The organism is Pseudomonas sp. B5(2017) (assembly GCF_002112825.1).
Taxonomy (GTDB): Bacteria; Pseudomonadota; Gammaproteobacteria; order Pseudomonadales; family Pseudomonadaceae; genus Aquipseudomonas; species Aquipseudomonas putida_Z.
Map to the genome: position 1 here is coordinate 532649 of NZ_NEIR01000001.1, position 21258 is coordinate 553906.

Annotated in this window: 21 protein-coding genes and 1 pseudogene; 11 read left to right on the forward strand and 11 right to left on the reverse strand. The window is 61.2% G+C overall.

The genetic code is table 11. The annotated features are described in order from the left end of the window. Positions 1-181: 181 nt before the first annotated feature. Positions 182-415, forward strand: coding sequence for a PLDc N-terminal domain-containing protein (locus CAG00_RS02470; RefSeq protein ID WP_004376302.1), 234 nt, complete (start codon positions 182-184; stop codon positions 413-415). 66 nt (positions 416-481) lie between these two features. Further along, positions 482-652: a hypothetical protein gene (locus tag CAG00_RS28770; RefSeq protein WP_176240845.1), complete on the forward strand. Its 171-nt coding sequence runs from the start codon at positions 482-484 to the stop codon at positions 650-652. A 50-nt stretch (positions 653-702) separates the two neighbouring features. Here the strand turns inward: CAG00_RS28770 and CAG00_RS02475 are convergent, their stop codons facing one another. Next, positions 703-1923, reverse strand: a complete 1221-nt coding sequence (locus CAG00_RS02475) for a zinc-dependent alcohol dehydrogenase (protein ID WP_085663395.1) — start codon at positions 1921-1923, stop codon at positions 703-705. An 84-nt stretch (positions 1924-2007) separates the two neighbouring features. Here CAG00_RS02475 and CAG00_RS02480 point away from each other — a divergent pair, with 84 nt between their 5' ends. After that, the gene (locus tag CAG00_RS02480; protein ID WP_256578943.1) at positions 2008-2829 is read left to right on the forward strand and encodes a DUF2238 domain-containing protein; all 822 of its coding nucleotides are present in this window, start codon (positions 2008-2010) and stop codon (positions 2827-2829) included. A gap of 348 nt (positions 2830-3177) precedes the next feature. Next, on the forward strand, positions 3178-3663 hold the full coding sequence (locus CAG00_RS02490) for a glycine zipper domain-containing protein (RefSeq protein WP_025339507.1): 486 nt from the start codon (positions 3178-3180) through the stop codon (positions 3661-3663). 144 nt (positions 3664-3807) lie between these two features. Here CAG00_RS02490 and CAG00_RS02495 read toward each other — a convergent pair whose 3' ends face one another. The 8 genes and pseudogenes from CAG00_RS02495 to CAG00_RS02525 form a co-directional block, all read right to left on the reverse strand. Next, entirely contained in the window at positions 3808-4167 is a 360-nt protein-coding gene (locus tag CAG00_RS02495) for a cupin domain-containing protein (RefSeq protein ID WP_085588129.1), read from the reverse strand. Beyond that, positions 4164-4757 (reverse strand): GNAT family N-acetyltransferase, encoded by a 594-nt coding sequence (locus CAG00_RS02500; protein WP_176240846.1) that lies wholly within the window; start codon positions 4755-4757, stop codon positions 4164-4166. Before CAG00_RS02500 ends, CAG00_RS02495 begins: the two co-directional genes overlap by 4 nt. A gap of 609 nt (positions 4758-5366) precedes the next feature. Beyond that, positions 5367-6620 carry an organoarsenical effux MFS transporter ArsJ gene (arsJ, locus tag CAG00_RS02505; RefSeq protein WP_085663398.1) on the reverse strand — a complete coding sequence of 418 codons (1254 nt, stop codon included), beginning with the start codon at positions 6618-6620 and terminating at the stop codon, positions 5367-5369. A 9-nt stretch (positions 6621-6629) separates the two neighbouring features. Beyond that, complete coding sequence (locus CAG00_RS02510) at positions 6630-7634, reverse strand: ArsJ-associated glyceraldehyde-3-phosphate dehydrogenase (protein WP_085663399.1); 1005 nt, start codon at positions 7632-7634, stop codon at positions 6630-6632. Between the two features lie 23 nt (positions 7635-7657). Continuing rightward, positions 7658-8374, reverse strand: coding sequence for an arsenical resistance protein ArsH (gene arsH / locus CAG00_RS02515; protein ID WP_085588137.1), 717 nt, complete (start codon positions 8372-8374; stop codon positions 7658-7660). 4 nt (positions 8375-8378) lie between these two features. Continuing rightward, a complete protein-coding gene (gene arsB, locus CAG00_RS02520) occupies positions 8379-9440 on the reverse strand; it encodes an ACR3 family arsenite efflux transporter (protein ID WP_085663400.1) in 1062 nt (353 codons plus the stop codon). 18 nt (positions 9441-9458) lie between these two features. Then, positions 9459-9545: pseudogene (locus CAG00_RS29230) on the reverse strand (arsenate reductase ArsC); the annotation flags it as partial. Positions 9546-9554: 9 nt separating this feature from the next. Beyond that, positions 9555-9911: a metalloregulator ArsR/SmtB family transcription factor gene (locus CAG00_RS02525; protein ID WP_085663401.1), complete on the reverse strand. Its 357-nt coding sequence runs from the start codon at positions 9909-9911 to the stop codon at positions 9555-9557. Between the two features lie 383 nt (positions 9912-10294). Between CAG00_RS02525 and CAG00_RS02530 the strand changes: the two genes are divergently transcribed. The 3 genes from CAG00_RS02530 (at position 10295) to tcuB (ending at position 13980) form a co-directional block, all read left to right on the forward strand. Then, complete coding sequence (locus tag CAG00_RS02530; protein ID WP_085663402.1) at positions 10295-11215, forward strand: LysR family transcriptional regulator; 921 nt, start codon at positions 10295-10297, stop codon at positions 11213-11215. Between the two features lie 148 nt (positions 11216-11363). Continuing rightward, complete coding sequence (gene tcuA, locus CAG00_RS02535) at positions 11364-12818, forward strand: FAD-dependent tricarballylate dehydrogenase TcuA (RefSeq protein ID WP_085663403.1); 1455 nt, start codon at positions 11364-11366, stop codon at positions 12816-12818. Next, positions 12799-13980, forward strand: coding sequence for a tricarballylate utilization 4Fe-4S protein TcuB (tcuB, locus tag CAG00_RS02540; RefSeq protein WP_085663404.1), 1182 nt, complete (start codon positions 12799-12801; stop codon positions 13978-13980). The genes tcuA and tcuB overlap by 20 nt, the downstream gene beginning before the upstream one ends. Before the next feature lie 60 nt (positions 13981-14040). On the opposite strand, the gene CAG00_RS02545 is transcribed toward tcuB, so the two are convergent. Continuing rightward, positions 14041-14934, reverse strand: coding sequence for a LysR family transcriptional regulator (locus CAG00_RS02545; protein ID WP_013972231.1), 894 nt, complete (start codon positions 14932-14934; stop codon positions 14041-14043). Between the two features lie 147 nt (positions 14935-15081). Between CAG00_RS02545 and CAG00_RS02550 the strand changes: the two genes are divergently transcribed. From CAG00_RS02550 to CAG00_RS02565, 4 genes are all read left to right on the forward strand, one after another. Then, positions 15082-16161: a 4-oxalomesaconate tautomerase gene (locus CAG00_RS02550; RefSeq protein ID WP_003256767.1), complete on the forward strand. Its 1080-nt coding sequence runs from the start codon at positions 15082-15084 to the stop codon at positions 16159-16161. 73 nt (positions 16162-16234) lie between these two features. Beyond that, positions 16235-17548, forward strand: coding sequence for a C4-dicarboxylate transporter DctA (dctA, locus tag CAG00_RS02555; protein WP_085663405.1), 1314 nt, complete (start codon positions 16235-16237; stop codon positions 17546-17548). A 123-nt stretch (positions 17549-17671) separates the two neighbouring features. After that, a complete protein-coding gene (locus CAG00_RS02560) occupies positions 17672-18976 on the forward strand; it encodes a CitMHS family transporter (protein WP_025339495.1) in 1305 nt (434 codons plus the stop codon). Positions 18977-19035: 59 nt separating this feature from the next. Further along, positions 19036-20289 carry an OprD family porin gene (locus CAG00_RS02565; protein WP_085663406.1) on the forward strand — a complete coding sequence of 418 codons (1254 nt, stop codon included), beginning with the start codon at positions 19036-19038 and terminating at the stop codon, positions 20287-20289. Positions 20290-20337: 48 nt separating this feature from the next. On the opposite strand, the gene CAG00_RS02570 is transcribed toward CAG00_RS02565, so the two are convergent. Beyond that, positions 20338-21237: a DMT family transporter gene (locus CAG00_RS02570; RefSeq protein ID WP_085663407.1), complete on the reverse strand. Its 900-nt coding sequence runs from the start codon at positions 21235-21237 to the stop codon at positions 20338-20340. Between the last annotated feature and the right edge of the window lie 21 nt (positions 21238-21258).

A 21258-nucleotide genomic window follows, 5' to 3' on the forward strand; every position in this document is an offset into this window, starting at 1 on the left:
AGTCACTCGTGCGTTGTCTTGTGGTGGACGTGTTTCCTGCGGGATTGGTTCATTGCTTGTGCCACCGATCAATGGCGGGGAAAGCTTCCTGAACTTTGTTCCGCTTGCTGGCTTCCTCTGGGTAGGAGGGTGGTAGCGCGGGCCACGCGCTGCTGCCGGAACAACCGGAGGAGAAGTGATCATGACCGAGCCTGTGACGTATTTCTGGATCGCTGTTGCGGCGATCATCGTGTTGCTCGATCTGTGGGCCATCGTCAGTGTTTTCCGCAGTGACAAGAGCGACGTGACGAAGGCGATGTGGGCACTGTTGCTGTTGGCGCTGCCCATTGTCGGCCTTGCCATCTGGGGCGTGCTTGGGCCGCGTGGAATCAAACGCGGTACCGGGCCGTCGTCGCCTGAACATAGCAAGGGGTAGGAGGGGAAATGAAGAAAGGATCGGAGACACCTCGCAGCGGAACCCAAGGTGAAGAGGAACGGGACAATGACGCGCAGCGTCCTGATGGGTCAACTGGCACGTCCCATGATTCCACTGCGCAGAAAACAGCTCGTGATGAACGCAACGCAAGCGGTCCGCGTAACCTGTGGGAGCGGCTTTAGCCGCGAAGAATTCAACGCGGTGCATGGCACCGGCTGCGCCGGTGTTCGCGGCTAAAGCCGCTCCCACAGGTTCCCTGCTGATTCAATGAGTCATGGGCAGTTCGATCATCGCTGTATCCCCCCGAATGCATGGTCAGGTCCCAATGTACCGGCGGCAGCGCCCGGCACGAGGATGACCTTGCGGCAGTCGTCCTGCTTCTGGTCGAACAACTTGTAACCCAACGCCGCTTCTTCCAGGGCCAGACGGTGGGTGACGATCAGTTCCGGTTCCAGGCGCCCGGCCTCGATATGTTCGAGCAGTTCAGGAAGGAATTTCTGCACGTGGGTCTGGCCCATCTTGAACGTCAGGCCCTTGTCGAAGGCATCACCGAACATGAACGCGTGGATAAAGCCCGCATAGACCCCAGGCACGCTGACCACGCCGCCCCGGCGCACCGCGGCGATGCTCTGGCGCAGCGCCTTGCCGCTGCTGCCCTCGATCTTCAGCGTGGTCAGTACTGTTTCGGTGGTACTGCCCTTGGCCTCGAAACCGACCGCGTCGATGACGGCGTCCACGCCGCGCATGCCTGGGGTCAGGCGGATGATGCTGTCGGCCGGGTCATCATCCTGCTCGAAGTTGATCGGCACCACACCGTAGGCGTCGCGAGCGAACGCCAGGCGGTAGTCATTGTCGTCGACCATGAAGATCGTCTGGGCGCCCAGCATGCGCGCGCAGGCTGCGCTCAGCAGGCCGACTGGCCCGGCGCCATAAATGGCTACTGTCGAGCCGGGGCCGACCTGCGCATTGGTAACGGCCTGCCAGGCTGTTGGCAGGATATCCGAGAGGAACAGCACCTTGTCGTCCGGCAGGGCGGTAGGCACCTTGAACGGGCCGACGTTGGCCTTGGGCACCCGCACGAAATCCGCCTGGCCGCCGGGCACGCCGCCATACAGATGGCTATAGCCGAACAGTGCGGCCCCGGGCGGGATGCCTTTCTTGTTGATGATTGCACCGCGGCCGGTGTTGGTGGTTTCGCAAGCGGCAAACTGGTCGAGCTGGCAAAAGAAGCAGCTGCCGCAGGCGATCACGAAGGGAATCATCACGCGGTCACCGACCTGTAGGTTGGTCACCCCGCGGCCGGTATCTTCGACGATGCCCATGAACTCGTGGCCGAAGATGTCACCCGGCTCGGTCTGTGGAATCTTGCCATGATAGAGGTGCAGGTCGGAGCCGCAGATGGCGGTAGCGGTGACCCGGAGGATGATGTCGTCCTCGTCCTGGATGATCGGGTCGGGGACATTGTCGACCCTGACGTCCTGGTTTCCGTGGTATGTCAGTGCTCTCATTGGTTCATCTCCTGCAGTGGCGGGTCCGGGTGGTCTATGCAGGGGAAGCCAAGGGGGGAGGTAAAGTTCAGGTGGAATCATCCAGTGGCAGGTTTCAGTGCCACCGGCCCCAGCCAACGTAACGAAGTCGTTGGGGTGACATGGCTTCAGCTGAAAACAGCTACCGGAGGAAACTTTAGCTGCCCTGTCAGGCTCAACCGTGCTCAAGCCGAGCGTAAAGCCATGAACAATAATCCAGCGTCGCAAACAAGCTTTGCCCCGTCGGCCACGCCAAGGCAGGTTGCGGGTGTGCTGGCATCGGCCACGTTGATGGTGCTTGCCTCGGGGGTTGCGCCGCATGACCGTGCAGATTGGTGGCTGGAAAACGTTTTGCCGCTGGCACTCCTGCTCACCTTGGCTGCAACCAGCCGCTATTGGCGCTTTTCGTGGCATGCCTACCTGGCAATCATGGTGATGCTGGCGATTCATGAGCTAGGCGCGCATTTCACCTATGCCAAGGTTCCCTATGACGCTTGGCTGCGTGCGCTTACCGATCACTCTCTGAATGCCTGGATGGGCTGGCAACGCAACCAGTTCGATCGTCTGGTGCATCTGAGCTACGGCCTTCTGTTCGTCTTGCCGATCAGGGAACTGCTCCAGCGCCAGGTCCTTTTGCGGGGCGGCTGGTTGGCGTTGTGCGCTGTTTCTTTCGTGCTTGCGACATCGGCGCTGTACGAACTGCTGGAATGGATAGGCGGCCAATACCTGGGCGATGACCGGGCACAAGCCTTTCTCGCGACCCAGCAAGACCCTTGGGATGCGCAAAAGGACATGGCCTTGGCTTTGCTCGGCGCACTTTTCACCTTGTTGATCCAGTGGTTTGGGTCACGCAAGCTTTGGGGTAGAAAAGTAGTGTTTGTGGAGTAGAGGCACAGCTGACGGGGCAGGACTTATCGCTGTGTAGGAGCGGCCTTGTGTCGCGAAAGGGCTGCGAAGCAGCCCCAGGGTTTCGGTGCAGACGCATAAGTTGCTGGGGCTGCTTCGCAGCCCTTTCGCGACACAAGGCCGCTCCTACAGGGCCAGCAGGTAGCATCCAGCGCGACACTGGAAAGGCCTTTCGCAATCAGCCTGTGACCAGCGAAAATCCCTAAAGTTTCCGTTGGGAAAACAGTAACTTGGAGAATTTTTCCAAGTCGTGTCACTCGTCGGATTTCCATTGTAAGGCCCTGTGCAGAGCCTCAGGATCGCCTCCGTATCCCTCTGAGGCTTTCACATATGAAGTACTCCTCGATTCTCTTGTTGTCACTTGGCCTGCTGAGCGGCGTTGCGTCGGCAGGCGGCAATACCGAAGCAGGTATAGGTGGCGCATTGGGTGGAGTATTGGGCTCGGTCGTCGGCCAGTCGATCGGCGGCAGCACCGGCTCGGCAATCGGCGCGGGCCTGGGTGGCGCGGCCGGTGGGGCGGTGGGGGCCGACAAGCACAGCCGTGGCGAGGCGGCCATTGGCGGCGCACTGGGTGCAGCTGGCGGTAACGTGGTGGGTCGCAAGATGGGCGGCACCACTGGCAGCATGATCGGCGCAGCAGCCGGTGGCGGTGTGGGTGGTGCCTTGGGCAACCACATGGGCCGGGAATACGATGACGAAAGCGGGCATCGCTATCGTGATTATGACGACGATGACGATGATCGGGGCTGGCGTCGTCACCGCCACGACCGTGGCAATCACTACGGCTGGCGCAACAAACACCGCCACGACGACTGATCCCGCCGAGGCGGTTACGCTGTTTCTTTACCTGCTTGGGGCCGCTTTGCGGCCCTTTCGCGACACAAGGCCGCTCCCACAAAGGCTCTGTTCCATGCGCGACAGCGCAGCCGTGAGGTAGAGGGCTGTTGTGGCCTGCCGTGCCTAGTTCGCTGGCAAGAGGATCACGAAGTTCTTTTTCATGTCTTCCAGCACGGTCCATTTGCCCTTGGCGCCCGGTTCGATGATGAACGTGTCACCAGCGGCCAGTTTGACGGGGGCGCAACCCTCAAGCTCGATGACGCAGCATCCACTCAGGACATGGCAGAACTCCCAAACCTTGTAGTCGATGCGCCACGCTCCGGTGCTGGCTTCCCATTCTCCGGAAATGCGACCTTGCTGTTCATCGTGATAGTACTTGGACGTCAGCGTATGAGGGGTGCCTTCCACGACCTCTTCAAAAAAGGGAAGGTCGCGTATCGGTTGGATATCCAGTTCGCGGAACACGGTCAGTTTCTTGTTCATGGCTTTTTCTCGAGCACGTTTTGGTTAGGGCGATACATCAAATAGGCTTCACCGGTTACGCCCAGCATCGGGTGCGGAACTATCTGGCAGGTTTTAACAATTTGAAAACCGTGACGTTCGTAGAAGCGGCGTGCACCGTGGTTTTCTGCGTAATCGATCAGGCATAGCCCATTCAGGCCAGACTCCTCGGCGCGCTGCTGGGCGTGGCGAAGAAACTGGACGCCCAGCCCCTGGCTGCGCCAGGCTTCATCCAGGGCCAGGCTGGATATGTACAAGGTGTCGGGTATTTCCATGTCGGAATAAGGCGCGAGGACCGGGTCTGCCTCGACAGACCTGTCAGGGGTCTCGCGCAAGGCATAGCTATGCATCATGCCGATGACACGCCCTTCGAAAGTGGCCATCAGGCAGTTCTTGTAGGAAAAGTCGCCTTGTTCCCTGGCATAGCGAGACGCACCGACGCTCAGCAATGCTTCTCCAGGAGCGGCAAGCTTGCTCCATATGTAATCGGCCATGCCCTCCGATGTCAGTTGAAAGAAGCGCGCAATATCGTGCGCGTCCGAGGCTTGAGCGGGCCTGAAGTCGATAGGCATGTACAGTGCTCCCATGGGACCGGGTGGTCAGTTTTCAAGGATTACGCCTTTGGCAGGGAGGCAGGGTAGGCGGGTTGAAAGGTGCCCATCATGCTGTGGGCGAACACCGTCAGCACGGTGTGCGACGCTGTCCCATGCGCAAAGGCATGGCGGCATCTGTAACCGGGGCCGCTTCGCGGCCCATCGCCGGCAAGCGCGGCTCCCACAGGTACAGCGCATGCATGAAGGCTGGTGATATTCCCGAGGAAGATTGCCCAGCCCCTTTGGGCTGCGCTGTCGCGCAGAGAACAAATATCGCTCGTCTGACGCGTCCTTTGTAGGAGCATCCTTGTGCTGCGAAGAGGCCGGTACAAGCAACAGAGCGTGGATCAGTGTAAGCGCCGGGTCGTTAGCAGCCATCCGAGACCAACCGCTATGGACCCAAAGCGGACGCTAAAAGATAACTGATTTTGTAAGCGCGACGCGTACTCTGTGGGAGCGGGTTTACCCGCGAAGCAGGCGCCGCGGTGGATGGCACCGGCTGTGCCGGTGTTCGCGGGTGAACCCGCTCCCACAATGATTTCTGTTGGGCAGAACGACAGCCAAGGATCGATTGTGGGCAGCTGTGGATCACCCCTTTACCTTTTCCTCTTCGCTAGCCTGGAGCACCCCGGCAGCATGCCTTGGCAATGCGATAGAAATCAGGGCAGCCAGCAGAACAAACGCTGTGGAGATCCACAGGCAGGCTCCCAGCCCGTAAGCCTGGAATACCCAACCGGAAAGCAGCGTACCGACCAGCCGCCCTAGCGCGTTGGACATGTAATAGAAGCCCACATCCAGCGATACCCCGTCTTCCTTGGCATAGCTGACGATCAGGTAGCTGTGCAGCGACGAATTCACGGCGAACAGCACGCCGAACAGCATCAGCCCGCCCAGAAGCACCACCTGCGCCGACCAGCCTGCCGACAGGCCCAGGGCGATAAGCGCCGGCAGCCCGGCAAGGGCAATCGCCCAGATGAAGGCCGCGCGACCGTCAGGCACATGGCCGCGTTTCTTGCCAGTGATGTGGGGCGCAAGCGACTGGACGATGCCGTAGCCGATTATCCATGCAGCCAGGAAGCCGCCGACCAGCCAGAAGTCCCAGCCAAAAGCCGTGCTCAGGTACACCGGCAAAGCCACGACGAACCAGACGTCACGGGCGCCAAAGAGAAACAGCCGTGCGGCCGAGAGAATGTTGATGGCCCGGCTCTTGGACAGCATGTCGCGGAACTTCGGTTTGGCCTTGGCCTTGCCCAGGTCTTTCTTCAGCAGGATCAGGCTGCCGATCCAGATCAATGCCAGTACCGCCGCCATGGCCAGCACCGCCAGGGTGAAGCCGAGCAGGGCGAGCAGGGCACCACCAAGGAAGAAGCCCACGCCCTTTAGCGCGTTTTTCGAACCGGTGAGAATGGCTACCCACTTGTACAGGGTGCCTTGCTGGCTGTCCGGCACCAGAAGCTTGATGGAGCTCTTGGCGCTCATCTTGTTCAGGTCCTTGGCGATGCCGGACAGCGCCTGTGCCGCCATCACCCAAGGCACTGTCAGCCAGGCTGCCGGCACCGTGAGCATCAGCAAGGCCAGCACCTGCATGCCCAGGCCGATGTTCATGGTGCGGTTGAGCCCCAGGCGGGCGCCGAGGTAGCCGCCCACCAGGTTGGTGATCACGCCGAACACTTCGTAGAACAGGAACAGCGCCGCAATCTGTAGCGGCGTGTAGCCCAGCGAATGGAAGTGCAGTACCACCAGCATGCGCAATGCGCCGTCGGTGAGAGTGAAGGCCCAGTAGTTGCCGGTAACCAGCAGGTACTGACGCACTTGTGCAGGCAGGGCTGACAACGCCTTCATGATTGCCGGTTACTCCGCTGCGCCGACCAAGCGTGCCAGTTCAGCTGCACGGTTGGCGTAGCCCCACTCGTTGTCGTACCAGGCGTAGATCTTCACCTGGGTGCCATTGACCACCATGGTGGACAGCGCGTCGATGATCGAAGACCGTGGATCGGTGCGGTAGTCGATGGACACCAGAGGGCGTTCTTCGTAGCCGAGGATGTCCTTGAGCGGCCCTTCGGCAGCGGCTTTCAGCAGCGCATTGACCTCGTCAACCGTCGTCTCACGCTCCACCTCGAACACGCAGTCGGTGAGCGAGGCGTTGGCCAGCGGTACACGCACAGCGTGACCATTCAGCTTGCCGCGCAGCTCAGGGAAGATCTCGGCGATTGCGGTAGCCGAACCCGTGGTGGTCGGGATCAGGCTCATGCCCGAGGCACGGGCACGACGCAGGTCCTTGTGTGGCGTATCGAGGATGCTCTGGGTATTGGTGAGGTCGTGGATGGTGGTGATCGAGCCGTGGCGGATGCCCAGGTTTTCGTGAATCACCTTGACCACCGGGGCCAGGCAATTGGTGGTGCAGGAAGCGGCGGTGACGATACGGTGCTGCGCCGGGTCGAACAGGTGCTGGTTGACGCCCATCACCACGTTCAGCGCGCCTTTCTCCTTCACCGGAGCGCAGACCACCACGCGTTTGACGCCCTGATCCAGATAGGCCTGGAGCACCGCTACCGACTTCATCTTGCCGCTGGCGTCGATGACCAGATCACAGCCCGACCAGTCGGTGTCGGCGATCGTCTTGTTCGCGGTGACTTTGATGCGCTTGCCCTCGATCACCATCGAGTCGCCTTCTGCCCGGGCTTCACGCTGCCAGCGGCCGTGGACCGAATCGAAGTTGATCAGGTGGGCGTGGGTCTCGGCGTCCCCGGCCGGGTCATTGATCTGGACGAATTCGAATTCCGGCCAGCCCCAGGACGCGCGCAGCGCCAGGCGACCGATACGGCCAAACCCATTGATGCCTACTTTGATTGCCATGGTCTTGTTCTCGAGTTGTGACTTCAGATGGATCGTTGATTGACACGCCTGGACAGTTCCTCGGCCGACTCCTTGCGCTCGGAGTAGCGGTCGACGAGGTAGTCGGCGCGGTCGCGTAACAGCAGGGTGAACTTCACCAGCTCTTCCATGACATCGACGACACGGTCGTAGTACGGGGACGGTTTCATGCGGCCCGTTTCGTCGAACTCCAGGTAGGCCTTGGGTACGGACGACTGGTTGGGGATGGTGAACATGCGCATCCAGCGGCCAAGCACGCGCAACTGGTTGACCACGTTGAACGACTGCGAACCGCCGCATACCTGCATTACCGCAAGGGTCTTGCCCTGGGTCGGCCGTACGGCGCCCATGCTCAGGGGGATCCAGTCGATCTGCGACTTGAACACACCAGTCATCGCGCCATGACGTTCCGGGGAGCACCAGACCATGCCTTCCGACCACAGCACCAGGTCGCGCAGCTGCTTGACCATCGGATGGTCATCCGGCGCGTCATCCGCCAATGGCAGGCCGGACGGGTTGAAGATTCGCGTCTCGGCACCGAAGTGCTCCAGCAGGCGGGCGGCTTCTTCGGTCAGCAGGCGGCTGAAGGAGCGTTCGCGGGTCGAGCCGTACAGCAGCAAGATGCGAGGCTTGTGGGTGGACTGCTGCTCGATCGCCAGTTTCTCGGCTGTCGGCAGATCGACCAGGTCGTTGTCGATGTTGGGAATGGGGTGTTCGGTCATGGTTTCACTCCTGGGACAAGGCGCCAGATGGCTGATCGAACCAGCGACGCTTCAGCCACCAGGCCACGCCAACCAGCGAGATCAGTACCGGCACTTCCACCAAGGGCCCGATGACGGTGGCAAACGCGACCGGCGAGGCGAGGCCGAAGGTGGCGATGGCCACCGCGATGGCCAGTTCGAAGTTGTTGCTTGCCGCAGTGAAGGCCAGCGCAGTGGTGCGGGGGTAGTCGGCCTCCAGCAGCTTGCCCATCCAGAAGCTGATGAAGAACATCACCACGAAATAGATGGTCAGCGGGATGGCGATGCGCAGCACGTCCAGCGGCAGTTGCAGCACCATGTCGCCTTTCAGGCTGAACATGGCAACGATGGTCAGCAGCAACGCCACGAGGGTGAGCGGGCTGATTTTGGGAATGAAGTGTTCCTGGTACCAAGTGGCACCTTTACGGCTGATCAGGGTCTTGCGGGTCAGGAAACCGGCCAGGAACGGGATGCCCAGGTAGATCAGCACCGATTGGGCTATATCGAGGAAGCTGGTCTCGATGACGCTACCTTCCAGGCCGAACAGTGGCGGCAGCAGGCCCAGGAAGATCCAGGCGTACACGCTGAAGAACAGGATCTGGAAAATGCTGTTGAAGGCGACCAGGCCGGCCACGTACTGGTTATTGCCGCCGGCGATCTGGTTCCATACCAGCACCATGGCGATGCAACGCGCCAGGCCGATGAGTATCAGGCCGGTCATGTACTCGGGCTTGTCGGAAAGGAACACTACTGCCAGCCCGAACATCAGCACCGGGCCGATCACCCAGTTCTGGACCAGCGACAGGGCGAGGATGCGCTTGTCCTTGAAGACCTGTGGCAACTCCTCGTATTTCACCTTCGCCAATGGCGGGTACATCATGACGATCAGGCCGATTGCGATGGGGATGTTCGTCGAGCCCACCGACAGGCTGTCCAGCCACGCTGGCAACCCCTGGAACAGGCTGCCGAGAGCGATCCCCAGGCCCATGGCCAGGAAGATCCAGACCGTCAGGTAGCGGTCGAGGAAGGAAAGCCGGCTTTTGCTCATGGTGTATCTCCCTGAACGTCAGAGCGTTCCGATGCGCGCTGGTTCGGCCTTGAGCCGGGCGGCATCCAGTTGTTCGAAAGGCAATGCGAGAAATGCCTTTTTTCTCGGCAGTGGTCAGCAGCAGGCAGCGACGCGCTGAGGGCGGTCACCCATGGTGTCCAGTCGTTTGGAGCTGGTGCTCAACCATTCGCGATTGGCCTCCAGCGTGGTTACCAGGACATCGCGTACCCAGGCGGGCAGTTCTGGATGCAGGCGGTAGTAAACCCATTGGCCCTGCCTGCGGTCTTCAAGCAGGCCGCAGGTGCGCAGTTGTGCGAGGTGGCGGGAAACCTTGGGTTGGCTTTCTTCCAGGGCGCAGATCAGTTCACAGACGCACAGCTCTTCCTCACGAGTGATCAGCAGCATCATCCGAATGCGGTTCTCGTCGGCGAGGCATTTGAAGACCTGGGTCGGGGTCAGCGAGTCAGTCATGGGTGTTCTCGGTGCGGGCAACTGGTGCCTATGGCGGGGTATTCAATGTATATGTTTTTTCGAATATACGGATTTTCGAATGTATTGCAAGGCCGCCGGATCTGTTCTGCGCACCTTGTGAAAGCAACGGCCTTGCTCAATTCCCAAAGCTGGCGCGATCCCTGTGGGAGCGGCCTTGTGTCGCGAAAGGGCTGCAAAGCAGCCCCAGCAATTTCAACTTTTGCGCATCAAACCTGGGGCCGCTTTGCGGCCCTTTCGCGACACAAGGCCGCTCCCACAGGGTCCCCGTCAACTTGATGAGGCACGGTAGCGTTCTGTCGATCAAGGCTGTGCAAATACGTTTAACATGCTCCAGGCCTGCCCCCATCGTTGAAGAGATCTGTATGGAGTTACGTCAGCTTCGCTATTTCCTGAGTGTTCTGGAGTACGGCAGCCTAGGCAGGGCTGCGGTCGAGCTAGGGGTTGGCGCCTCGGCTTTGAGCCAGCAGTTGTCGAAGCTGGAGAGCGAGGTGAGTATCCGGCTTTTGACACGTTCGAGCACCGGCGTCGCGCCGACGGCGGCCGGGCTGGCCTTCGAGTACCATGCGCGTCTTGCGCTTCGTCAGGCGGAGCATGCTGTCCTGGCGGCACAAAGTGGTCGCATGAGCGGCTATGCCAGCGTGGGGCTGGCACCGACCACTGCATCGATCCTTGGCTTGGCGTTGATCGACAGGATGCGCGAACGCTATCCCGACATCCGGCTGCACCTGGTGGAAATGCTGTCTGGTTATCTGATGAACCAACTCAATGCCCGGCACCTCGACCTGGCGGTGCTGTTCCAGGCAGAGACGGGGCCGCGGCTGGAGGTACGGGCGCTTCTGACGGAGCGGCTGTTCGTGCTGGTTCCCGCGCCACTGGTCAAGGACGGCTGGGGCGAGTCGCTCACGTTGCAACAGATCGCGACGCTGCCGTTGGTTATGCCAAGCACGCAACACGGTCTGCGAACGACGTTGCGCTCGATTTTCGAGCGGGCAGGGCTGGAGGCCAGCATCGTCATGGAAGTCGATGGTTTGTCGCTGTTGATGGATTGCGTGTGTGCGGGCCATGCCGCCACCATCCAGCCCGGCGCGACGGTGGCCCGGGCGCATCAGGCGGGCCTGCGCGTGTTTGCCATCGATGAAGCACAGGCGCAGCGTCGCAATGTAATTGTCAGCCTGACCGATGACGAGCTCTCGCCGGCAGCGTTGGCAACGCGGATCGTACTGCAGGAGGTCGCTCGGGATCTGGTGGAACAGGGCCGATGGCCTGGGGCCCGGCTGCTTTGACCCGGATTCTGGGTACGCTCATCCAGCCCCTTTAGAAAAACTGAATGCCTCCCCTCGACGATCGCGTTTCGCACCCTCCGGGCTCTCATTAAAGTCCCTGGTCACGAGGAGCAGCCGAACATTCGGCTCTTCGTGATCTGGAGGCGAAATGATCGATGTGCTAGTCATCGGAGGGGGCAATGCCGCCCTCTGTGCCGCGCTGATGGCGCGAGAGGCCGGAGCCAGCGTGCTGCTACTCGAGGCCGCACCCCGCGCCTGGCGTGGTGGCAACTCACAACACACGCGTAACCTGCGGTGCATGCATGATGGCCCCCAGGACGTACTGCTCGAGGCGTACCCGGAAGAGGAGTTCTGGCAAGACCTGCTGAAGGTCACCGGTGGCCAGACCAACGAAAAGCTTGCGCGCCTGGTGATTCGCGCATCCTCCAGCTGCCGTGGGTGGATGCGCCGGCATGGCGTGCATTTCCAGCCCTCATTGTCTGGTGCGCTGCACACCGCACGGACCAATGCCTTCTTCATGGGCGGCGGCAAGGCGCTGGTCAATGCCTACTTTCGCAGCGCCGAAAACCTTGGCGTACAGATACGCTACGACACACCGGTAGCCGACATCGAACTGCGGGACGGACGCTTCGTTGCGGCCCATGTGCCGACACGTGAGGTTCAGGGTCGACAACTGCCTGCCGAGCGCATCGAGGCGCGTACCTGTGTGCTTGCCGCCGGTGGTTTCGAGTCCAACCGCCAATGGTTGCGCGAGGCGTGGGGGCAGAACGAGCGAGGGGAGTGGCCTTCGGACAACTTCCTTATCCGTGGTACGCGTTTCAATGACGGTGTGCTGTTGCGCCGCATGATCGAACAGGGCGCCGACACGATTGGCGACCCGACCCAGGCACATATGGTGGCGATCGATGCCCGCGCACCGCTATACGACGGCGGCATCTGCACGCGCATCGATTGTGTGTCGCTGGGCGTGGTGGTCAACCGCGATGGCCAGCGCTTCTACGATGAAGGCGAGGATTTCTGGCCCAAGCGCTATGCCATCTGGGGGCGCCTGGTGGCGCATCAGCCAGGGCAGGTGGGGTTTTCGATCATCGACCGGAAAGCCCTCGGGCGCTTCATGCCACCGGTTTTCCCGGGCGCCACCGCCGATAGCCTTGAGGCGTTGGCCGGCCTGCTCGGTTTGCCTGTGCAGGCCTTCCTCGAAACCGTGCATGCCTACAACCGAGCCTGCCAGGTGGGCACTTTCGACCACACCCGGCTGGACGACTGCCACACCGTTGGCCTGGAACCGGTGAAAAGCCACTGGGCGCGCCCGATCGATACACCTCCCTACTACGGCTACCCGCTGCGCCCTGGCGTGACTTTCACCTACCTGGGGCTGCGCACCGATGAAACCGCCGCCGTCCATTTCGACGGGCGTCCCAGCCCGAACCTGTTCGTTGCCGGTGAAATGATGGCGGGCAATGTACTAGGCAAGGGCTACACCGCAGGTGTCGGTATGTCCATCGGCACCGCTTTCGGCCGTATCGCCGGGACCAGCGCCGCTGCAGCGGCGGGTTACGAACATCCAGAAAAAGAGAATCGCCATGACTGCGCAACTGCCTGAACCACGCCAGCCTGATGCCGCCGGGTCGGCCCTCGAACTGATCCCGGTGTTGAACGTCGAGGAGCGAGAAGTGGACCGGCAAATGCGGATATGCAACGCCTGTCGCTACTGCGAGGGCTTTTGCGCAGTTTTCCCGGCAATGACCCGCAGGCTGGAGTTCGGCAAGGCCGACATCCATTACCTGGCCAACCTGTGCCACAACTGCGGCGCTTGCCTGCATGCCTGCCAGTACGCTCAGCCCCACGAATTCGCCGTCAACGTGCCGCAGGCGATGGCCAAGGTGCGCGGGCAGACCTACACCGAGTACGCATGGCCGGCCCTGTTCGGGCAGCTGTATCGGCACAACGGCGCCTATGTTGCCAGTGCCTTGGCAGTGGCCTTGTCGCTGTTCCTGCTGCTGGCGTTGTGGGTCAACGGCACGCTGCTACCTGGTCGGCTGGCGGGCAATTTCTATGCGGTCTTCCCGCACAACACCCTGGCGCTGATGTTCGGTAGCGTCTTTGTCGCTGCAGGCTTGGCTCTGGCGGTGGCGGTACGTCGCTTCTGGCGTTCGGTCTCGCCTGCCGAGGCGCTGGCGCAACCGGCAAAAGGAGCTGTGCTTGAGGCATCAAGCGCGGCGTTGACCCTGAAATACCTGGACGGCGGGCACGGCCAAGGTTGCAACAACGCCGATGATCGCTACACGCTCTGGCGCCGTCGCTTCCATCACTTCACCTTCTACGGCTTCATGCTGTGCTTTGCTGCCACGGTGGTCGCCACCGGGTATCACTATCTGCTGGGCCAGCAGGCGCCGTACCCGCTGCTGAGCGCACCGGTGTTGCTCGGAACCCTGGGCGGAATTGGCTTGATTGTCGGGCCTGCCGGGTTGCTGGCGCTGAACCTGCGCAGGGCGCCGGAGCAGGGCGATGTGGCCCAGCGCCCTATGGATCGGGCCTTCATCCTGCTTTTGCTGTTGGTCAGCGCCACAGGCCTTGCCCTGCTGGGGCTGCGTGATACCGCAGCGATGGCGATCGTGCTGGCGCTTCACCTGGGGACGGTGATGGCGCTGTTCATCACGCTGCCCTATGGCAAGTTTGCCCATGGCCTGTTCCGCAGCGCGGCACTGCTCAAGTTTGCAATCGAGAAGCGCCGCCCCAACAAGCTGGGCCTGGGCGGGGAGTGAACCATGAACTCAGCCCGTATTTCCCCCGCGCCGTGCCGAGCCGGAAGCAAGGCATTTCGTTCAGCGGTTGGGCCACTTGTCCAGCAGGATCGACACGAACTTCTCCGCTGCCGGCGACAGCGACGCCCCTCTGCGGTAGACCAAACCAAGGGTACGGGTTACCTGGGGTTCGATCAGCGGCACGCTGACCAGCGTCGGGTGGTCGGCGCTGGGCATGGCCAGGCTGGGCATGGCCGACACGCCCAGACCGGCCTCGACCATGCCCAGCGAGGTGGACAGGTGCTGAACCTCGTAGAACCACTTGGGCCGCAGGTTGAGACCGGACAGGGCATGGTCCAGCAGCATCCGGTTACCGCTAAGCCGGCCTACGCCAATCAGGCGGTAGTCGGCCAGTTCTGTCCAGGTGACGGCTTCACGGTTCGCCAGCTTGTGGTCCCTGCGGCAGGCCAGGACGAAATGTTCCTGTACCAGGGAGACGAACTCGATGTCCGGGTGCTGGCCGCTCATCATGTTGATGCCGAAATCGGCTTCACCGCGCAGTACGGCTTCGAGCCCGTCGTTGGCACTGAGGTCCAGCAGACGAATGCGGATCTTGGGGTATTGCTCGTTGTAGTCACGGATCACCGACGGCAGGAAATAGAACGCTGCAGTCGGAATACAGGCGAGGGTTACCTGACCGGTCTGTCGTTCTGCGAGTTCGCGAATGCTCAGGATCGAGTCTTCGAAGTCATCCAGCAGGCGCCTTGCCTTGGGCAGGAAGTCACGCCCGACGCTGGTCAGGCTGACGCGACGAGTAGTGCGTTCCAGCAACGAAGTGCCCAAGCCTTCCTCGAGCTTCTTGATCCGCCGGCTCAAGGCGGGCTGCGACAGGTGCAACGCTTCTGCGGCTTCGTGGAAGCTGCCGAGTTCGGCGATTTTCACGAAAGATCGTATGTCTTGCAGCTCATATTCCATCTCGGATCGCTCTTGGCAGTCAGTTCTGAATTGATGCTTGGATCGCAATAATAGCTACGATATTTGCATTGGATTGATTTATCCATCCCTGTCAATCTTTTGTCCACAGCATCAATGATCTCCATTGATCAACAAGAGTGCGAAATCATGCAACGAATTCCTTGCGTACTCATGCGCGGTGGCACCTCCAAGGGCCCCTTTTTCCACGCATGGGACCTTCCTGCCAATGTGGTCGAACGCGACGAATTGCTGATCAACCTGATGGGTTCCGGGCATGAACTGGAAATCGACGGCATCGGTGGCGGTAGCCCGCAGACCAGCAAGGTAGCGATTGTCAGCCCCTCGCTGCATGCCGACGCCGACGTCGACTACCTGTTCGTGCAGGTCATGGTCGCCCAGCGCCGGGTCGATACCGCGCCCAACTGCGGCAACATGCTGTGCGCCGTTGGCCCGTTCGCCATCGAGCAAGGTCTTGTCAAAGGTCAGGACGGCAAGACGCTGGTGCGTATTCGCAACCTCAACACCGGCACTTTCGTCAATTCGCTGGTGGAAACCCCCGGCGGCATCGTGCGCTATGAAGGCCGCACGGCGATCGATGGCGTACCGGGCACTGCCGCTCCGGTGCACCTGACCTTCCTCGATGCGGTCGGCAGCAAGACCGGCAAGCTGTTCCCGACCGGCAAGGCCAAGGATGTGATCGACGGCGTTGCGGTCACCTGCATCGACATGGCCATGCCGATGATGGTGGTGGAGGCCAGCCAGCTGGGCGTCACCGGCTCGGAATCCCCGGCCGAACTCGACGCCAACGGCGAACTGCTCGAGCGCCTCGAGGCGTTGCGGTTGAAAGCCGGCAAGGCCATGGGCCTGGGTGATGTCAGCGGTATGGTCATCCCCAAGCCTGTACTGGTGTCCAAGCCCCGTTATGACGGCACGTTGCAGGTCCGCTACTTCATGCCGCACAACTGCCACCGAGCCTTGGCCATCACCGGAGCGATAGGGCTGGCGACTGCCTGCGTCAGCCCAGGTACGGTGATCGGCGAACTGCTGGGCGAGGGCGCCGAGCAACTGGCCGAGGTACGCCTGGAACACCCAAGCGGTGGTATCGATGTCGCGCTGTCACGAAGCGGCGCCGATGGCAAGACGATTCAGGCCTCTGTGGTGCGAACCGCCCGGCGGCTGTTCTCAGGCTTCGTTTACGCGCCTACATTCCGCAGGTTGGCGGGGTAGGCCCAGGCGGTAGTCCAGACCTGTACATTCGCAACAAGCGCATCCGCACAATTTCAACAATGGGTGATGCCTCATGAGACTCGCCAAATCGCTGTACTTCCAGATCCTCTGCGCCGTCCTGCTGGGCGTGGTGGTCGGTCACTTCTGGGCGCAACAGGCCGTTGCGCTCAAGCCCCTGGGTGATGCGTTCATCAAGCTGATCAAGATGATGATCGCGCCGGTGGTCTTCTGCACCATCGTCACCGGTATCGCCGGGATGACCGACAAGCGCTCCCTCGGGCGTTTGATGAGCAAGACCTTGCTGCTGTTCCTGGTATTGACCGTCATCAGCCTGATGATCGGCCTGGCAGCGGTTTACCTGTTCCGCCCAGGTGTCGGCATGAACATCGACCCTGCCACGCTAAGCACCGCGGGGCTCGGCCAGTACGCCGCGTCTGCGGCAAAGCTCAGCGTGGTCGACTTCTTCATGCACATCATTCCCGACACCTTCATCGGGGCGTTCAACAAGGGCGAAGTGTTGCCGGTGCTGTTCATCGCGGTGCTCAGCGGTTTTGCCCTGTCGTCCATGGGCGAGAAGGGCAAGCCGGTACTCGATGTGCTGGAGTCTGCCTCGACCATGGTGTTTCGCATCTTTGGCTACCTGATGCGCTTCGCCCCGGTCGGCGCCTTCGGTGCGCTGGCCTTTACCGTCGGGCAGTACGGCGTGACGTCCCTGGGGGCACTGGCCAAGCTGGTCGGTACGCTCTACATCGCCTGTGCGTTCTTCGTGCTGGTGGTGCTCGGTGGTATCTGCCGTGCTCACGGCTTCGGCCTGTGGAAGCTGCTGCGCTATTTCCGCGAGGAGTTTCTGGTGGTGCTCGGCACCTCGTCCACCGAGCCCGTGCTGCCACGCATGCTGGAGAAACTGGAGAAGCTGGGCTGCAAGAAAGGCGTGGTCGGGTTGGTGCTGCCAACCGGCTATTCCTTCAACCTCGACGGAACTGCCATCTACCTGTCGTTGGCGGCAGTCTTCATCGCTCAAGCCTGCAACATCGACCTGAGCCTGGGCCAGACGGTGACGATGCTGGCGATCATGCTGTTGTCGTCAAAAGGCGCAGCGGGTGTGACCGGTAGTGGCTTCGTTGCACTGGCTTCAACCTTGACCGTGATTCACGACATCCCGTTGGCAGGGCTTGCCTTGCTGATCGGCATCGATCGCTTCATGTCCGAGGCGCGTGCCCTGACCAGCCTGGCCAGCAACGCCGTAGCCACCGTGGTCATCTCGCTGTCGGAGAATGCCTGTGAACGGGAAACCTTGCTGCGCCGCCTGAACGGCATTCCGGCTGCACCGGACGAGGCGGATATTGCGCAGGCCGACTGGTCTGCCGAGCCTCGGCATCACAGCTGAAAGCCTCTTCCATCTCCCATTGTTGACTTAAAATCCCACTCAGCATCCTGGCGATGCCGAGTGGGGTAGGGGGCCGTCTGCCTTGCCGATGGCCGCAATAGAATAAAAACAAGAGAAAAGACCATGCTCGCACTCCTGGGCCTGATCATGGTGGTGACCTTCACCTACCTGATCATGAGCAAACGCCTGTCGCCAATCGTTGCGCTCACCGTGGTACCCATTGTCTTCGCTGTGATCGGTGGCTTCGCCCCCGAACTGGGCAAGATGATGCTCGATGGCTTGAAAATGGTGGCGCCCTCGGCAGCGCTGTTGCTGTTCGCCATCCTGTTCTTCGGCCTGATGATCGATGCCGGCCTGTTCGACCCGCTGATCCGCAAGATCCTCAAGCGCGTCAATGGCGACCCGGTCAAGATCGCCATCGGTACCGCGCTGCTGTCGCTGCTGGTGGCGCTCGACGGTGACGGCACCACCACCTACATGATTACCTGCGCGGCCATGCTGCCGCTGTACAAGCGCATCGGCATGAACCCGATGATCCTGGCCACGGTATCCATGCTGTCGCTGAGCATCATGAGTGGCATGAGCCCTTGGGGTGGGCCGGCCACCCGGGCCATTGCCGCGCTCGGGCTGGATGCGACCGAGTACTTCATCCCGATGCTGCCGACCGTGATCGGCGGTGCGGCCTGGGTGGTGTTCACCGCCTTCCTGCTGGGCCGTGCCGAGCGCCGACGCATCGGCAACATCGCCCTGGAGTCGGGTGGCGGCAACTGCTACATCAAGGAAATCCTCGGCGACAACCCGCACAAGCGCCCGCGCCTGGCGTATGTGAACCTGGTGCTGGTGATCGCCGTCATGACGGCGCTGGTGATGGGCGTCATGCACTCTGCTCTGTTGTTCATGATCGGTTTCGTTGCAGCGCTGATGATCAACTACCCACAACTGGATCTGCAGAAAGAGCGCATCCTCGCCCACTCCGGCAACGCCATGACAGTGGTACTGCTGGTATTCGCCGCAGGCATCTTCGCGGGGATCTTCTCGGGCACCAAGATGGTCGATGCACTGGCGCAGACCCTGGTCGACTGGATTCCCGAGGCTTGGAGCCACTGGTTCCCGCTGGTGGTGGCGCTGACCAGCATGCCGCTGACCTTCGTGCTGTCCAACGACGCTTACTACTTTGGCGTGGTGCCGATCCTTGCCAATGCTGCGGCCGCCTACGGCATCGACCCGGTTGAAATCGCCCGCGCCTCGGTGCTGGGGCAGCCGGTGCACCTGATGAGCCCGCTGGTGGCCTCGACCTTGCTGCTGGTGGGCATGGTCGATCGCGACATCGGCGACTTCCAGAAGGCCACCGTGAAATGGGCGGTGCTGACATCACTGGTCATCACCGCACTGGCCTTGGTCACGGGTGCCTTGTCCTTCTTCGTCTGATCTGCCTCGGGCGCTGCTGGGCGCCCACCTCATCCAAGAACAACAACAGAGTATCGAAAATGTCCCGAACTGTTTTCCGTGGGGCCACCTGTGGCCTGCTCTGCGGCTGGCTGCCTGTGGCCGGCGCTGCCGGATTCATCGACGACGGCAAGCTCAAGCTGCAGCTGCGCAACGTTTACTTCAACGAAAACTTCCGCGACGAACAAGGCATGAGCGCCCGCGCTGCTGCAACTGCAAAGAGCGAGCGTGTGGAATGGGCACAGGGTTTTCTGCTCGACTACCAATCAGGGTTCACCCAAGGCCCGCTGGGGCTGGGGCTCGATGCCCTGGGGCTTGTAGGCGTACGGCTCGATTCGGGCCGCGGGCGCAGCGGTACCGGCTTGCTGCCGGTGCATGACGATGGCCGTGCCGCGGACGAGTTCGCCAGTGCCGGTGTGACGGCCAAGGCGCGACTGGGGCAGACCATCGTCAAGCATGGCACCTTGCTGCCCAAGACACCGGTGCTGGTGTACAACGATGCGCGATTGTTGCCGCAGACCTACCAGGGTACGCAGCTGACCAGTACTGATGTCGATGGCCTGACCCTGACCGCCGGCCGCCTGGACCGTTTCAAGCAGCGGGACTCCTCCGACAGCACCGGCCTGTTCCTGGATGGTTACAGTGGCAGCGAGTCCGGCGATTTCAGCTTTGCCGGGGCCGACTATGCCGCCAGCAAGCAGCTGCGCTTGAGCTATTTCCACGGCCAGCTCGAACACTTCTATCGCCAGGACTACCTAGGTCTGGTCCACGACCTGCCGTTGGCCGGCGGTGTATTGACCACCGACTTGCGCTATTTCAAGAGCCGCGACAGCGGGGCCGCTCATGGTGGTCAGATAGACAATGACATGTTCAGTGGGCAGCTGTCCTATACCCACTCCGGGCACACTGTCGGTGCCGGTTACCAGGTGCTCGACGGCGAGGCAGGGCTGCCATACATCAGCGGCGCGACGGTCTACTCGTTCAGTAACGTTGGCATCGGCAAGTTCATCGAGGAGGAAGAGAAAACCTGGATGGCCAGCTATGCCTACAACTTTGCTGCGGCCGGTGTCCCCGGGCTGACCTTCATGGCGCGTTACCTGAGCGGGGACAACGGTCGCTCGGCTGATGCCGGGCTCAGCGAGTGGGAGCGTGACGTGGAGCTTGCCTATGTGGTGCAATCCGGGCCTGTGAAAGGTCTGGGTGTGAAGCTTCGCAACTACGTCTACCGCTCTGACTTTTCCCGAGGGCGCGACAGCAACCGGATCTACCTGACCTACGATATTGCGATCTGGTAATGCGGCCGTGCGAGCATGCATGCCTCGAGGTGCTTGCTCGCACGCGTTTCATGCTTTGGACGGCTGTGGCGCTTTCTTGCCCAGTCGGATCAGCTCATTGGAGAAGCACAGGCCGAAGAGAATCAGCCCGGCCCCCAGGTACAACGTGTCCCGCGGTACTTCATTGAGCACCACGAACGCCAGCAGTGCGGCAAACAGCGGCTCGGTCAGCTCCAGCGCCTGGACTTGCGAGGGTTTCAGGTATTCGATGGCCTTGGTGGTACAGAAGAAGCCGAGGATGGTCGGCAACGCGGCCAGCGCCAGCAGTGCCATGACCGCCACCAGCGACAGCTCGCCAATGTTGAACCCATCGGTTGCAGCCGGCATCAGCAGGTAGAGGCTGCCGAAAAACAATAGTTGCCGGGTGAAATGCAGCCCCCCGGAAACGCCCATGCGCTTCATGGCAACCGAAAATGCGCCATAACCGCAGCCTCCGATCGAAGCGAGCACTGCACCTTGCAGTGTAAAGCCTTGTTCCAGGTCGGCGCCAAAAATCACGGCAATGCCAGCTATGGTCAAACCGGCGCCTACCGTCGCGTTGGCGGTGATCGGGTCCTTGAGAACTATTCGCCCCAGTATTATCGAAGATATGGACGCGCTTGCCATCAGGATCACCACGACGCCTGCCGCGGCGTAATGGCTATAGGCCGAGGTTTCAAAGTGGAACAACACAAAAATGCCGAGAAATGCGCAAACGGCAGCATGGAACCACTTGGCCGTATGCAGGGGCCGCTTTAGAAACAGGAGCAATGCTGACAGCAACAGGCAGCCGAGGACTGTTTTTATCAGGGCGATGCTGCTGGAGCTGAATCCACTGTTCATCAACACTTTGCTGAGTACGCCGATCGTTGCATTCAATGCAGCGGCGCAGAGTGCAAAGAGTACGCCTTTGCCGAAATGAGATTGCATTTGTACATTCCTTGTTATTGG